Here is a 13,247-nt window from a genome sequence, read left to right as displayed (position 1 = left end):
CGACCCACCTCATTCCGAGGCTCCGCAGCGCGGCGGAGGCCTCGAAGGAGTCTTCCTTCGAGGCGCACAACGGCGGCATATCTCGGGGTGAGGTGACGGGCTGGAATGACCCAGCGGGCCGCATCACGCGACCGTGCTCACGCCACCGCCGCCTTGATCGCCGCGGCGATGCGCTTCAGCCCCGCCTCGACATCGCCGCCCTTGATGTGGACGCGCAGCGCCCGGCGACCGCGCTCGGCCAGCACCGCGAAATCGCCGCGCGCCTGCGCCGCCACCACCGTGCCGAAGCCGAGGGCACGGCCGGGGATGGAGAGATCCTCCGACGGGTCGGCCGTGATCTGGAGGAACACGCCGGTATCCGGTCCGCCCTTGTAGGCTTGGCCTGTGGAGTGGAGGAAGCGCGGCCCGAATTCGAGGCAGGTCGCCACCTTGCGCTTGTCGCGCAGGGCGATGCGCGCTTCCTGCAGGATGGCGTGATGGGCCTCGTTGCGGGCGACGTAGGCGAGAAGCGCCGCGTAATCGCCGTCCTTGATCCGGCCGAGATGGGCGGCGAGCGCCGCCTCGAAGCCTTCCGCCGTCTGCGGCAACGCTTCGGCATTGGCCGGGTCGGCGTAGAGGGCGATGGTGTCGTCGGAGAAGAGCGGCGTCTCGCCGGGCAGCGAACCGCTCTTCTCGGCGGCATCGAACAGCTTCTTCGTCTCGATCTTGCTCGCCTCGACGTCGGGCTGGTCGAACGGATTGATCCCGAGCAGTGCCCCGGCGACGGCGGTCGCCATCTCGAAGCGGAAGAATTCCTGCGGCAGCTGCTCCTCGTTGGCGAGGATGATGTGGGCGACGGGGTGCCCCTCGCGTTCGAGGCTGCGCACGGCTTCGTCCTGGCGGGCATCGGCCCGGTTGTCGAGGCGCAGGTAGACGAAGAACCGGTCGTGGCCATAGACCGCCGGCACGTCCACCGGCTCGCCGTCGATGGGAATCAGACCCTTGCCGTCCTTGCCGGTGGATTCGGCGATGAGCTGTTCGGCCCAGGCGCCGAACGTGTCGATGCCGGGCGAGGCGATGAACGTCACCTTGTCGCGACCGGCATGGAGAGCGGCGGCGGCGAGGGCAGTGCCGAGCAGCACGCCGGGATTCTGGGCCGGCGGGACGGCCGGGCCGCAGGAGCGGACCATGGTCCGCGCCGAGTCGAGGAACTCCTTCACGTCGATGCCCGAGGCCGCCGCAGGCACCAGCCCGAAAGCCGAGAGCACGGAATAGCGCCCGCCGATCTGCTTCACGCCGTAGAAGATCTTCCGGAAATTATCGGCCTTGGCCGCTTCCTCCATGGCCGAGCCGGGATCGGTGACGGCGACGAAATGCGCGCCGGCCCGCTCGCCGACCACGGCCTTCATCCGGCCGAGGAAATAGTCGCGGAAGACGTTCGGCTCGAGGGTCGAGCCGGATTTCGAGGCGACGATGAACAGGGTCGTCTCGAGATTCACCGCGCTTTCCGTGGCGCGGACCTGATCCGGGTCGGTGGAATCGAGGATGCGCAGGCGCGGGAACCCCTCGCGGGTGCCGTAGGTCTCGGCCAGCACTTCCGGGCCGAGGCTGGAGCCGCCCATGCCGAGTACGACGACGTCGGAGAAGCCGGTCTGGCGGATGTCCTCGGCGAAGGCCTGGTACTCGGAGACGTGGGCGAGCTCGTCCTCGACGATGCGCAGCCAACCGAGCCAGCGATCCTCGTCGGCATTCGACCAGACCGTCTTGTCATGCGCCCACAGGCGGCGGATCGCGCCGGAGGCGCGCCAGGATTCGACGGCCTTCTTCGCCTCGGCGCCGATGGAATCGCCCAGGATCAGGGTCTGGCCGTCGAGCTTGGCGCCGAGGAAGTCGGCGCGCTTGCCCGCTACCGCGCCGAGGAGCTTGTCGGCGGCATCAATGAAGAGCTGGACGCCCTCGTCCACGAGTTGCTTGGCCACCGCGCCGATATCGATGCCGGCCTTGGCGAGGCGGGCCATCACCGCCTCGGCCTCGCCGACATTCTCCTCGATGGCGGGCTTGACCGTGCCGTGGTCGCGGAACGCGTCCATGGTGGCCGGCGGCATGGTGTTGACGGTATCGCGGCCGATCAGCTCCTCGACGTAGAGCACGTCGGAATAGGCCTTGTTCTTGGTCCCCGTGGAGGCCCAGAGCAGGCGCTGGGGCTTGGCGCCCTTCGCCGCCAGGGCCTGCCATTTCGGCTCGGCGAAGATGCGCTTGTAGCGCTGGTAGGCGAGCTTGGCGTTGGCGATGGCGACCTTGCCCTTGAGGGCTTCCAGCGCCGCCTTCTCGTCGGGATCGTTCGCGGCGGCGATCCTGGCGTCCAGCGCCTTGTCCACGGCGACGTCGATGCGGCTGATGAAGAAGCTCGCGACGCTGGCGACCTTGGAGACGTCGCCGCCCTTGGCGCCGAACTCCTCCAGGCCGGCGATGAAGGCGCGCGCCACCTCCTCGTAGGAATCCTGGCCGAACAGCAGGGTGACGTTGATGCTGATGCCGTCGGCGGTCAGCGCCCGGATCGCGGGGATACCGGCCGGGGTGGCGGGCACCTTCACCATCAGGTTGTCGCGGGCCACCGTCTTGTGGAGGCGGCGGGCCTCGTCGAGCGTCTCCTCGGTGTCGAGGGCGAGATACGGCGAGACTTCGAGGCTGACATAGCCGTCGGCGCCGCCGCTCTCATCGTAGACCGGGCGCAGCACGTCGGCCGCCGCCTGAATGTCGGCGATGGCGCAGCCCTCGTAGAGGTCGATCACGCGGGCGTCGCCGGCATCCATCACCGCCTTAAGCGCCGCGTCGTATTCCGAGGAATCGCCGATCGCCTTCTCGAAGATCGACGGGTTCGAGGTCACGCCCCGAAGGCCGTCCTCGTCCACCAGCGCCTTGAGGCGTCCATCCGCGATGAAGCCGCGGGCGACGAAATCGAGCCACACGGCCTGGCCCTGTTCCGGGAAGAGAGCCTTGAGCGGGTTCATGCGAAATCTCCTCGTCGTGGTCGTCGTGCCGCACGGGAACAGGCGGCATCATCTCACCAAGCTCGGACCTCGTCCCGAAATCCCCGCGTGGAGGGTTTCGGAGGAGGCCGTCAGGGATGAGGGGGCGGGCAGGACGATCCGGCCACCTCATCCCTTCATGAACCCGCGAGGCCTAGTTCTTGTGCCGCGCAATCTGGTCGCGGGCCGCCTGCAGCACCTTCTCCGGCGTGAAGCCGAACTTGGTCTGCAGGTCCTTGATCGGCGCGGACGACCCGAACGTGTGCATGCCGATGATCGAGCCGGCGGAACCGGCATAGCGGTCCCAGCCGATCACCGAGCCCTGCTCGACGGCGACCCGGGCGAGAACCTCCGGCGGCAGCACCGAGTTCCGGTAGGCCTCGTCCTGACGCTCGAACAGATCCCAGGACGGCATCGAGACCACGCGGGCCTTCACGCCCTCCGCCTTCAGGGTCTCGTAGGTCGAGACGCAGAGCTGGACCTCGCTGCCGGTGCCGATGAGGATGACCTCGGGCGTGCCCTCGCTGTCGGCCAGGACGTAGGCGCCCTTCGCGACGCCCGCCGCGCTGGCGTATTTGCTGCGGTCGACGGTCGGCAGCGGCTGGCGGCTCAGCGCCAGCACCGCCGGCTGATCCTTCAGGCTCATGATGACGCGGTAGGATTCCGCGACCTCGTTGGCATCCGCCGGGCGCAGGGTGACGAGGCCGGGGATGGCGCGCAGCGTCAGGAGCTGCTCCACCGGCTGGTGGGTCGGGCCATCCTCGCCGACGCCGATCGAATCGTGCGTGAAGACGTGGAAGACCGGCAGCTCCATCAGCGCGGCGAGGCGGATCGGCGGGCGCATGTAATCGGCGAAGACCAGGAAGGTCGCGCCGTAGGCCCGGAGGCCGACGAGGCCGAGACCGTTGACGATCGACCCCATGGCGTGTTCGCGCACGCCGAAATGGATATTGCGCCCGCCCGGCTCGAACGGCGAGAGCGTGCCGGCCCCCTCGAATTCGAGCTTGGTCTTGTTGGAGGGCGCCAGATCGGCCGAGCCGCCGAGCATGTGGGGCACGTGCTTGGCGATGGCATTGAGGACCTTGCCAGAGGATTCGCGGGTGGCCATGCCCTTGGCGTCGGGCTCGAAGACCGGGATGTCCCTGTCCCAGCCCTCGGGCAACCGGCCCGAGAGCAGGGCGTCGACCTCCTCGGCCAGCGCCGGATCGGCGGCCTTGGCCTCGGCCATGAAGCCTTCCCAGGTGGCGAACAGCTCGGCGCCGCGCTGGCCGATGCCGGCGCGGAAATTCTCGACCACGCCGTCGGGTACCAGGAACTGGGCGTCTTCCGGCCAGCCATAGGCGCGCTTGGCGCCCTTGACCTCGTCGACGCCGAGCGCGTCCGAATGGGCCTTCGAGGTGTTCTGCTTGCTCGGCGCGCCGAAGCCGATGATGGAATTGACGACGATGAGCGTCGGCCGGTCGCTGGACTGGAGGAAGGTTTCCAGGGCGCCGGAGATGGCATGGACGTCGTTGGCGTCGGCCACCCTCAGCACCTGCCAGCCGTAGCCGAGGAAGCGCGTCGCCACCTCCTCCGAGAAGGCGAGCTCGGTATGCCCCTCGATGGTGATGGTGTTGTTGTCGTAGATCCAGCACAGGTTCGACAGGCGCAGGTGCCCGGCGATGGAGGCGGCCTCGGAGGCGACGCCCTCCATCAGGTCGCCGTCCGAGCAGATCGCGTAGACGTTGAAGTCGAACAGCGGCAGGTCGGGCCGGTTCACGGTCTCGCCGAGGAAGCGGCCGCCCATCGCCATGCCGACGGAGTTCGCGACTCCCTGGCCGAGCGGCCCGGTGGTGGTCTCGACGCCGGTGGTGAAGTGATATTCCGGGTGCCCCGGCGTCTTGCTGTCGAGCTGGCGGAAGTTCTTGATGTCGTCGATGGTGATCGCCGGCTCGTTGCCGCCATCGCTCTGGGCGACCCCGGCCAGATGCAGCAATCCGTAGAGCAGCATCGAGGCATGGCCGGCCGAGAGCACGAAACGGTCGCGGTTGGGCCAGTGCGGATGCGCCGGGTCGTAGCGCAGGTAGCGGTTCCACAGGGTGTAGGCCACGGGCGCCAGCGCCATCGGCGCGCCGGCATGGCCGGAATTCGCCTTCTGCACCGCGTCGATCGCCAGGGTGCGCAGGGTGTCGATCGAGAGCTTGTCGATCTCGCTCAGCTCGCCCTTCGGCTTGGTCTCGGCTCCGCTCATGGTCTCGTCTTCCTGTTGTCTGGGAGGCCTGCGGCGCTCAGCTGTGCTGCGCCGCGGCGTCCTGTAGGTCTGCGCCGTCCCCCTGGTTGGGGGAGGTGGCCCGGGCGAGAGCGGATTTCCCGCTGCGCTCCCGCGCCGGCCCGTTGGCGCGGCTGTAGTTCAGTATCGTGTTCACCAGCGTGACGTGGCTGAACGCCTGAGGGAAATTGCCGACCAGGCGTTTGGCTTCCACGTCGTATTCCTCGGCCACGAGCCCGAGATCGTTGCAAACGCCGATCAGGCGCTCGATCAGCTCCCGCGCCTCGCGGCACCGGCCGAGACCGATCAGGTTGTCGGCGTACCAGAAGCTACAGGGCAGGAAAGCCCCTTCGCCGCCGGGCAGCCCATCGGTATTGTGATCCTCGGTGTCGTAGCGCAGCACGAAGCCGTCGCGCATCAGGTGTTTGCCGATGGCCTCCACCGTGCCGACGACGCGCGGGTCGTCCTGGGGCAGGAAGCCCATATGCGCGATGAGGAGCAGGCTCGCATCGAGGGTCTTCGCGCCGTAATACTGGACGAAGCTGTTCAGCTCGGTGTTGAAGCCCTTCTCGCAGACCTCCTCGTGGATGTGGTCGCGGATCGCGCGCCAGCGATCCACCGGCGCGGGCGGGCCGTCGCCCATCTCGAAGGAGCGGATCGCCCGGTCGAAGGCGACCCAGGCCATGACCTTCGAATGGACGAAGTGGCGACGCCCGCCGCGCACCTCCCAGATGCCCTCGTCGGGCTCGCTCCAGACCTTCTCGAGATGCTCCAGCAAAGCGAGGCCGACGCGCCAGCCATCGGCATCGCCGAGAAGCCCGCGCTGGCGAGCCTGATAGAGGGCGTCGAAGATCTCGCCGTAGACGTCGAGCTGGAACTGGTCGACCGCCGCGTTGCCGATGCGCACCGGCTTCGAATTCTCGTAGCCAGGAAGCCAGTCGAGCTCGATCTCGGGCAGCAGCCTCTCCCCGGCGATGCCGTAGAGGATGTGGGCCTGTTCCGGATTGCCGGCCACCGCCCGCACCAGCCAGTCGCGCCAGGCCCGCGCCTCGTCGAGGAAACCGCCATCCATCAGCGCGATGAGCGTGAAGGTGGAATCGCGCAGCCAGCAGAAGCGGTAATCCCAGTTGCGCACCCCGCCGAGTTGTTCGGGCAGCGAGGTCGTGGGCGCGGCGACGATCCCGCCGGTGGGCGCGTAGATCAGTGCCTTCAGCGTCAGGAGCGAGCGCTTGAGAATGGCGTCCCAGGGCGTGCCGGAGGCGCAGCGGCTCGACCAGTCGCGCCAGTAGCGGTCGGTCTCGAACAACACCTTGCGCGGCTGGATCGGCGGCGGGTCGTCCTCGTGGGAGGGGCCGTAGCTGAGGCTGAAGGCCATGCTCTCGCCCTCCGCCACGGCGAATTCGGAGACCGTGGTCTGGCCGATCCCGTCGAGGGGGGCACGGGTGCGCAGCACCACCTTGTGAGGACCGGAGATCGCGCGCAGGTCGCCGAGTTCGTTGTGCGAGACCCAGGGCACCGCGAGCCCGTAATCGAAGCGCACGGCCAGCACCATGCGCATGTCGACCGAGCCGGAGACGCCCTCGACGATCCGCACCATGTGCGAACCGTCATTGGCCGGCATGTAGTCGATCACCTTCACCTCGCCGCCGGAGGTGACGTAGCGCGTCTCGAGGACGAGGCTGCCGTCGCGGTAGCGGCGCGAGACCGTGGCATCGCTCTCCGCCGGGGACAGTTTCCAGAACCCGTGTTCCTCGGTGCCGAGGAGAGCGGCGAAGCAGGCGGCGGAATCGAAGCGGGGCCAGCACATCCAGTCGATGCTGCCGTCCCGCCCGATGAGCGCAGCGGTACGGCCATCGCCGACCAGCGCGTAATCCTCGATCCGTCCCGCCATGCACATCCCCGCCACGGGGACACCGCGGCACTGCTCTCGTCGCGACCGTATCGCCGACGAAGGCTCACCTAGTCCCCGAGGACGGGAGAATCCAGCGGCAACGCTCGGAAAGGCACCCTGGACGGAGCCGAAATCGCGAGGGGCGTGTCGACCGGGATCAGCGCTGGAGCGGCAGGCGGTCGACGAGTCCGGTCACGACATTGCCGAGGGCGAGGGCCTTCGCTCCCGCGACCGCGCTCTGGGCGCCGACGAAGCTGCCGGCGCGGCTGAGGGCGGAGATGGCCGGCGCGAAGGGGAGGGCGAGATCGGGCAGGAGATCCTCCGCCGCCTCGGCCTGCGCCGTGAACGGCTCGGAAGACGCTTTCGCGGCGACCGCCGACGGAGCACGGGCGGCGTCCGCCTTCACCGGATCGATCTTGCCTGACTCGCTCTTGCCCGCATCGCTCTTGCCTGACTCGATTCTCGCCACCTCGGAGCGCGCGGCATCCGGGCGCCGCAGGGTCGGCTTGGCGGCGACGCGCGGTGCCGTGCGGCGCGGCGCGGCCTCGGCGCTCATGACGAGGTGCTCGCGGAGCGGAAACTGATCGCGGAAGGCGAGGGCGGCAGGCACGAAGGCCACGCTCGCATCCGTCGCATCGGCCCGCGCATCGGCCTGGGCCGGCCGGCTCTCCATCTGGACCACGCGCGTTTCGACGACGGCCTCGGGAGCCGGAGCGGACGGTGACTGGCAGAGGAACGAGGCGGCGGAGACGATCACCGCGAAGGCGAGCGTCGGCAGCAGCGGAAGCGCCATTCCGGCATTGGCCTCGGATGCGAGGACGTCCTCAACGGGCTGCGATATGCGGCACTCCACCATCCCAACACCTCGCCTGTCGCCCCGAAGCATCCATAAGCGGCCCGGTTTGCGGCGGAAGCTGGGCCATTTCCTTTCTCGATCGTATCAGGCGTCAACCGGCTCCCGTCTTCGACCCCGCGCCTTCTCCACACCGTCGGTTTTGGGTAGGTCCCCGTCGACAAGCCTCGTATGAGGTACGCCTCTTGCCCTTGATGCCGGCATGCGCCGGCCGAACCGCCGCCCGTTGGGCTCCGATGACAGAACCTTCCTTCACCGTTGCCGTGATCGACCCGAGCCGGGCCCGCGCCGCGATCCTCGAAGAGGGATTGCGCGCGGCCGGGATCGCGCATGTCGTGATCATCCCCGACACAGCCGACCTGCCCGCCCAGGTCGCCGCCCTCAACCCGGACGTGGTGGTGATCCATCTGGAGAGCCCCAGCCGGGACATCCTCGAACAGATGTCGGGCCTGTCCCGCCATGTCGAGCGGCCGGTGGCGATGTTCGTCGACCGCTCGGACGTGCCGATGATGCAGGCGGCGGTGGATGCCGGAATCTCGGCCTATGTGGTGGACGGTCTCCATCCCCAACGCATCCGCTCGATCCTCGACATCGCGATCCTGCGCTTCCAGGCTTTCGCCCGGCTGCAGCGGGAACTCGTCGAGGCCCGCGGCGAACTCGCCGACCGCAAGATCGTGGAGCGCGCCAAGGGCATCCTCATGGCCGCCCGCTCCATGAGCGAGGAGGACGCCTACAAGCTGATGCGGCGCAAGGCCATGAACGAGAAGCGCAAGATCGCCGACATCGCGCGCGCGATCGTCACCACGGCGGACCTGTTCGGATGAGGCTCGCTCTCGGATACGTCCCCCTCGTCGACGCCGCCGGCCTGATCGCGGCGGCGGAACTCGGCTTCGCCAAGGCCGAAGGCCTGACCCTCGACCTCGTGCGCGAGCCGTCCTGGGCGACCCTGCGCGACAAGCTGGCCCTGGGCCATCTCGACGGCGCGCATATCCTGGCGCCGCTCGCCATCGCCAGCACGCTCGGGCTCAGCGGACCGCAGACGCGGCTGCGCGTACCGATGGCGCTGAACCTCAACGGCAACGCCGTCACCCTCTCCCGCCCCCTGTGGGAGGCGATGGAACTCGACGGCGACGAGGTCGACGCGGTGGCCGCCGCCTTCGCCCGCATCGCCGAGCGGAGAGCCGGCGAAGGACGTCCGCTGACGCTCGGCACGGTTCATCCGTTCTCGAGCCACACCTACCAGCTCAGGATCTTCGCCGAGCGCGGCGGCCTCGACCTCGATGCGACGACGCGTCTGGTGGTGATCCCGCCGCCGCAGATCGCCGAGGCCCTGCGGCGCGAGCTGATCGACGGGTTCTGCGTCGGCAGCCCGTGGAACAGCGTCGCCGTCGCCGAGGGCTATGGCCGCATCGCGGTTCTCGGCAGCGAGCTCATGCCGGATTGCCCGGAAAAGGTTCTGGCTCTGCCTGAATCGGAGGCGGAGCGTTGCGCTCCCCTGGTGCGCGCCCTCGACCGGGCCGGGCGCTGGTGCGCCGATCCCGGCAACGGCGCCGAACTCGCGGCCCTCCTCGCGCGCGAGGCCTATCTCGGGGTGCCCGCGCCGCTCCTGGAGCGGGCGCTTCGGGGAGACGTGATCGTCGATCCCGACGGCAGCCGGCGGCGGGACTCGCGTTTCGTCCGGTTCGGCGAGCCGGCGCACCGGCCCGATCCCGCCCATGCGGATTGGTGCATCGACCAGGCGTTGCGGGCCGGGCAGCTCACAGCCACGGACGACATCCGCGCCGCGGCCCGCGCGGTCTACCGCCCGGACCTGTTCGATGCGGCGCTGCAAGATCGACCACGCTAGAGGATCGGCCACGCTGAAGGACTGATCGAGCCAAGGCGCCGCTTTTGACGGCAGGTTAAGCCTCTCGATTGTGCAGCGCACGCTTCGGCGCGGGCCGAACCCGTGCCCGCCCGCCCCGCGCCCACCACCTCCCGATCCCAGAGCCGTTACAGGCTGGACGGCGTTTGGCACGGAACCTGCTGAACACCCTTCGCTCGTCAACGGCGACGGGCACCAATGTCGGCAGAGCCGCTGACCCGAGTACCCGTTGGCGCGCATTCGCGGCTGCCTTCGGTTGCGCTTGGGCGGCGGTTTTTTCGTGTTTCGGGTCGGCTGATCACGCTTCGAGGGATCGAGTTCTCCATGACTGATGGGTTTCGGAACAACCGGCGCACTCTCCTGAAGGGCGCAGCAGCGACCTTGTCGCTGGCCGCTCTGGCGCGCACCGCACTGCCCGGCGGCGCCTTCGCGCAAGGTGCCGGTCCCGAGGTGAAGGGCGCGAAGCTCGGTTTCATCGCCCTCACCGATGCGAGCCCGCTCTTCGTCGCCAAGGAGAAGGGGTTCTTCGCCAAGCACGGCATGCCCGATGTCGAGGTGCTGAAGCAGGCCTCCTGGGGCACCACCCGCGACAACCTCGTGCTCGGTTCCGAGGGGAACGGCATCGACGGCGCCCACATCCTGACGCCGATGCCCTACCTGATCAGCGCCGGCCGCGTGACCCAGAACAACGTGCCCGTGCCGATGCACATCCTGGCCCGGCTCAACACCAACGGCCAGTGCGTCTCGGTGGCCAAGGAATATCTCGACGCCAAGGTCGGCCTCGATTCCAAGGTGTTCAAAACCGCGATCGAGAAGAAGAAGGCCGCCGGCAAGTCGGTGAAGGCGGCCATGACCTTCCCCGGCGGCACCCACGACCTCTGGATCCGCTACTGGCTGGCGGCCGGCGGCATCGATCCCGACAAGGACATCGAGACCATCGTCGTGCCGCCGCCGCAGATGGTGGCGAACATGAAGGTCGGCACGATGGACTGCTTCTGCGTCGGCGAGCCGTGGAACGCGCAGCTCGTGCAGCAGGGCCTCGGCTACACCGCGCTCACCACGGGCGAGCTCTGGAAGGACCATCCCGAGAAGGCCTTCGCCATGCGGGCTTCCTTCACCGAGAAGTACCCGAACGCGACGAAAGCCCTGCTGATGGCGGTGCTGGAAGCGCAAGCGTGGTGCGACCAGCCCGGGAACAAGGACGAGGTCGCGGCCATCGCCGCCAAGCGCCAATGGATGAACGTCCCCGTGGGCGACGTCGCCGGGCGCATCAAGGGCACCATCGATTACGGCGACGGCCGCGTGGTCGAGAACAGCCCGCACATCATGAAGTTCTGGAACGACAACGCGTCGTATCCCTACCAGAGCCACGACCTCTGGTTCCTCACCGAGGATATCCGCTGGGGCAAGTTCGACGCGCAGACGGACACCAAGGCGCTGATCGCCAAGGTGAACCGCGAGGATCTGTGGCGTGACGCGGCCAAGGCGCTCGGCGTCACCGCGATCCCGAGCTCCACCTCGCGCGGAAAAGAGACCTTCTTCGACGGCAAGGTCTTCGATCCGGCCGATCCCGCCGCCTACCTGTCCAGCCTCGGCATCAAGAGGATCGCGTGATGGCCAACACCTCGACCATCGCCGTCCCGGTATCGGCCAAAGCGGCGACCAAGCCGGCAGCGGTGAAGGCGCCGCGCAAGCCGCTCGTGACCCTGGCGACGTTCCGCCAGATCGCCGCGAACCTGATCCCGCCGATCGTGGTGCTGGTCGCCTTCCTGGTGATCTGGGAGCTGCTGTGCTCGCGGCCGACCTCCGGCTTGCCGCCGCCCTCGCGCGTCGTCAACGAGGCGTGGGACATCATCGCCCACCCGTTCTACGACAATGGCGGCACCGACAAGGGCCTGTTCTGGCACATCTCGGCGAGCATCCAGCGCGTCGCCTTCGGCTTCGCCCTCGCCACCGTCGTCGGCATCATGGTCGGCACCCTGATCGGCCAGTCGGACTGGGCCATGCGCGGCCTCGATCCGATCTTCCAGGTGCTGCGCACGATCCCGCCGCTGGCCTGGCTGCCGCTCTCCCTCGCGGCGTTCCGCGACGGCCAGCCCTCGGCCATCTTCGTGATCTTCATCACCTCGATCTGGCCGATCATCATCAACACGGCGGTGGGCATCCGCAACATCCCGCAGGACTACCGCAACGTGGCGGCGGTGCTGCGGCTCAACCCGCTCGAGTTCTTCGTGAAGATCATGCTGCCCTCGGCGGCGCCCTACATCTTCACGGGGCTTCGCATCGGCGTCGGCCTGTCCTGGCTCGCCATCGTGGCGGCCGAGATGCTCATCGGCGGCGTCGGCATCGGCTTCTTCATCTGGGATGCCTGGAACTCGTCGCACATCTCCGAGATCATCGTCGCCCTCGTCTATGTCGGGGTGATCGGGTTCTTCCTCGACCGGTTCGTGGCCTTCATCGGCACCCTCGTGACCCGCGGCGCCACCGCCTGAACGACCCCGCGCGGCGCGCCGGGTCCTTGCCCCCGCGCCGCGCCCTCGACCGCCTCTCGCACAGAGACCCGAGCCCCAAGGGACACGAGACCCATGAGCTATCTCAGCATCGAGAATGTCGGCATCAGCTTCACCCGCGCCGGGCGCACCAACGAGGTGCTGCGCGACGTGAGCGTGAAGATCGACAAGGGCGAGTTCGTCTCGCTGATCGGCCATTCCGGCTGCGGCAAGTCGACGGTGCTCAACATCGTCGCCGGCCTGCTCAAGGCCTCCACCGGCGGCGTCCTCCTCGAGGAGAAAGAGGTGAACAGCCCCGGCCCGGACCGCGCCGTGGTGTTCCAGAACCATTCCCTGCTGCCCTGGCTCACCGTGCGCGAGAACGTGGCGCTGGCCGTGGAGAAGGTGCTCAAGGGCAAGAAGTCGAGGGCCGAACGGTCCGAGTGGATCGACCACAACCTCGCCCTCGTGAACATGACCCATGCCGCCGACCGGCGCCCGAACGAGATCTCGGGCGGCATGAAGCAGCGTGTCGGCATCGCCCGCGCGCTCGCCATGGAGCCGAAGGTGCTCCTTCTCGACGAGCCGTTCGGCGCCCTCGACGCCCTCACCCGCGCCCATCTCCAGGATTCGCTCATGGACATCCATGCGCGGCTGAAGAACGCCGTGATCATGATCACCCACGACGTCGACGAGGCGGTGCTGCTCTCGGACCGCATCGTGATGATGACCAACGGCCCCTCGGCCACGGTGGGCGAGATCCTGAAGGTCGAGCTCGAACGTCCCCGCCGCCGCCTCGATCTGGTGGAGGACGCGACCTACACCCATGCCCGCGCAGCGGTGCTGGAATTCCTCTATGCCCGCCACGCCAAACCCGCCATGGCGGCGTGAGGA

Annotated in this window: 9 protein-coding genes; 5 read left to right on the top strand and 4 right to left on the bottom strand. The window is 68.4% G+C overall.

The features are described from left to right. Positions 1 to 137: 137 nt before the first annotated feature. The 4 genes from A3OK_RS0107550 to A3OK_RS0107535 form a co-directional block, all read right to left on the bottom strand. A complete protein-coding gene (locus tag A3OK_RS0107550; RefSeq protein ID WP_019904336.1) occupies positions 138 to 2,990 on the bottom strand; it encodes a bifunctional transaldolase/phosoglucose isomerase in 2,853 nt (950 codons plus the stop codon). Between the two features lie 172 nt (positions 2,991 to 3,162). Beyond that, on the bottom strand, positions 3,163 to 5,238 hold the full coding sequence (gene tkt, locus A3OK_RS0107545; RefSeq protein ID WP_019904335.1) for a transketolase: 2,076 nt from the start codon (positions 5,236 to 5,238) through the stop codon (positions 3,163 to 3,165). 37 nt (positions 5,239 to 5,275) lie between these two features. Continuing rightward, a complete protein-coding gene (locus A3OK_RS0107540; RefSeq protein WP_051092988.1) occupies positions 5,276 to 7,147 on the bottom strand; it encodes a glycoside hydrolase family 15 protein in 1,872 nt (623 codons plus the stop codon). Positions 7,148 to 7,304: 157 nt separating this feature from the next. Continuing rightward, positions 7,305 to 7,940 carry a hypothetical protein gene (locus tag A3OK_RS0107535; RefSeq protein ID WP_155911975.1) on the bottom strand — a complete coding sequence of 212 codons (636 nt, stop codon included), beginning with the start codon at positions 7,938 to 7,940 and terminating at the stop codon, positions 7,305 to 7,307. 296 nt (positions 7,941 to 8,236) lie between these two features. On the opposite strand from A3OK_RS0107535, the gene A3OK_RS0107530 reads away from it, so the two are divergent. The 5 genes from A3OK_RS0107530 (at position 8,237) to A3OK_RS0107510 (ending at position 13,244) form a co-directional block, all read left to right on the top strand. Next, positions 8,237 to 8,824, top strand: a complete 588-nt coding sequence (locus tag A3OK_RS0107530) for an ANTAR domain-containing protein (protein ID WP_019904333.1) — start codon at positions 8,237 to 8,239, stop codon at positions 8,822 to 8,824. Next, the gene (locus tag A3OK_RS0107525; RefSeq protein ID WP_019904332.1) at positions 8,821 to 9,846 is read left to right on the top strand and encodes a CmpA/NrtA family ABC transporter substrate-binding protein; all 1,026 of its coding nucleotides are present in this window, start codon (positions 8,821 to 8,823) and stop codon (positions 9,844 to 9,846) included. Before A3OK_RS0107530 ends, A3OK_RS0107525 begins: the two co-directional genes overlap by 4 nt. Before the next feature lie 342 nt (positions 9,847 to 10,188). Further along, the gene (locus A3OK_RS0107520) at positions 10,189 to 11,478 is read left to right on the top strand and encodes a CmpA/NrtA family ABC transporter substrate-binding protein (RefSeq protein WP_019904331.1); all 1,290 of its coding nucleotides are present in this window, start codon (positions 10,189 to 10,191) and stop codon (positions 11,476 to 11,478) included. Further along, the gene (gene ntrB, locus A3OK_RS0107515) at positions 11,478 to 12,356 is read left to right on the top strand and encodes a nitrate ABC transporter permease (protein WP_019904330.1); all 879 of its coding nucleotides are present in this window, start codon (positions 11,478 to 11,480) and stop codon (positions 12,354 to 12,356) included. The genes A3OK_RS0107520 and ntrB overlap by 1 nt, the downstream gene beginning before the upstream one ends. 93 nt (positions 12,357 to 12,449) lie before the next feature. Beyond that, complete coding sequence (locus A3OK_RS0107510; protein ID WP_019904329.1) at positions 12,450 to 13,244, top strand: ABC transporter ATP-binding protein; 795 nt, start codon at positions 12,450 to 12,452, stop codon at positions 13,242 to 13,244. Positions 13,245 to 13,247: the final 3 nt, after the last annotated feature.

The organism is Methylobacterium sp. 77 (assembly GCF_000372825.1).
Taxonomy (GTDB): domain Bacteria; phylum Pseudomonadota; class Alphaproteobacteria; order Rhizobiales; family Beijerinckiaceae; genus Methylobacterium.
The sequence above is the reverse complement of the archived record's forward strand: the minus strand, read 5'-3'. Positions and strand labels throughout refer to the sequence as shown.

What these genes read in the sequence shown, in the direction of transcription:
- ntrB (WP_019904330.1), top strand. Translation starts at nt 11,478, where the DNA reads ATGGCCAACACCTCGACCATCGCCGTCCCGGTATCGGCCAAAGCGGCG.
- A3OK_RS0107535 (WP_155911975.1), bottom strand. Translation starts at nt 7,940, where the DNA reads ATGGCGCTTCCGCTGCTGCCGACGCTCGCCTTCGCGGTGATCGTCTCC.
- A3OK_RS0107525 (WP_019904332.1), top strand. Translation starts at nt 8,821, where the DNA reads ATGAGGCTCGCTCTCGGATACGTCCCCCTCGTCGACGCCGCCGGCCTG.
- A3OK_RS0107520 (WP_019904331.1), top strand. Translation starts at nt 10,189, where the DNA reads ATGACTGATGGGTTTCGGAACAACCGGCGCACTCTCCTGAAGGGCGCA.
- tkt (WP_019904335.1), bottom strand. Translation starts at nt 5,238, where the DNA reads ATGAGCGGAGCCGAGACCAAGCCGAAGGGCGAGCTGAGCGAGATCGAC.
- A3OK_RS0107550 (WP_019904336.1), bottom strand. Translation starts at nt 2,990, where the DNA reads ATGAACCCGCTCAAGGCTCTCTTCCCGGAACAGGGCCAGGCCGTGTGG.
- A3OK_RS0107530 (WP_019904333.1), top strand. Translation starts at nt 8,237, where the DNA reads ATGACAGAACCTTCCTTCACCGTTGCCGTGATCGACCCGAGCCGGGCC.
- A3OK_RS0107510 (WP_019904329.1), top strand. Translation starts at nt 12,450, where the DNA reads ATGAGCTATCTCAGCATCGAGAATGTCGGCATCAGCTTCACCCGCGCC.
- A3OK_RS0107540 (WP_051092988.1), bottom strand. Translation starts at nt 7,147, where the DNA reads ATGGCGGGACGGATCGAGGATTACGCGCTGGTCGGCGATGGCCGTACC.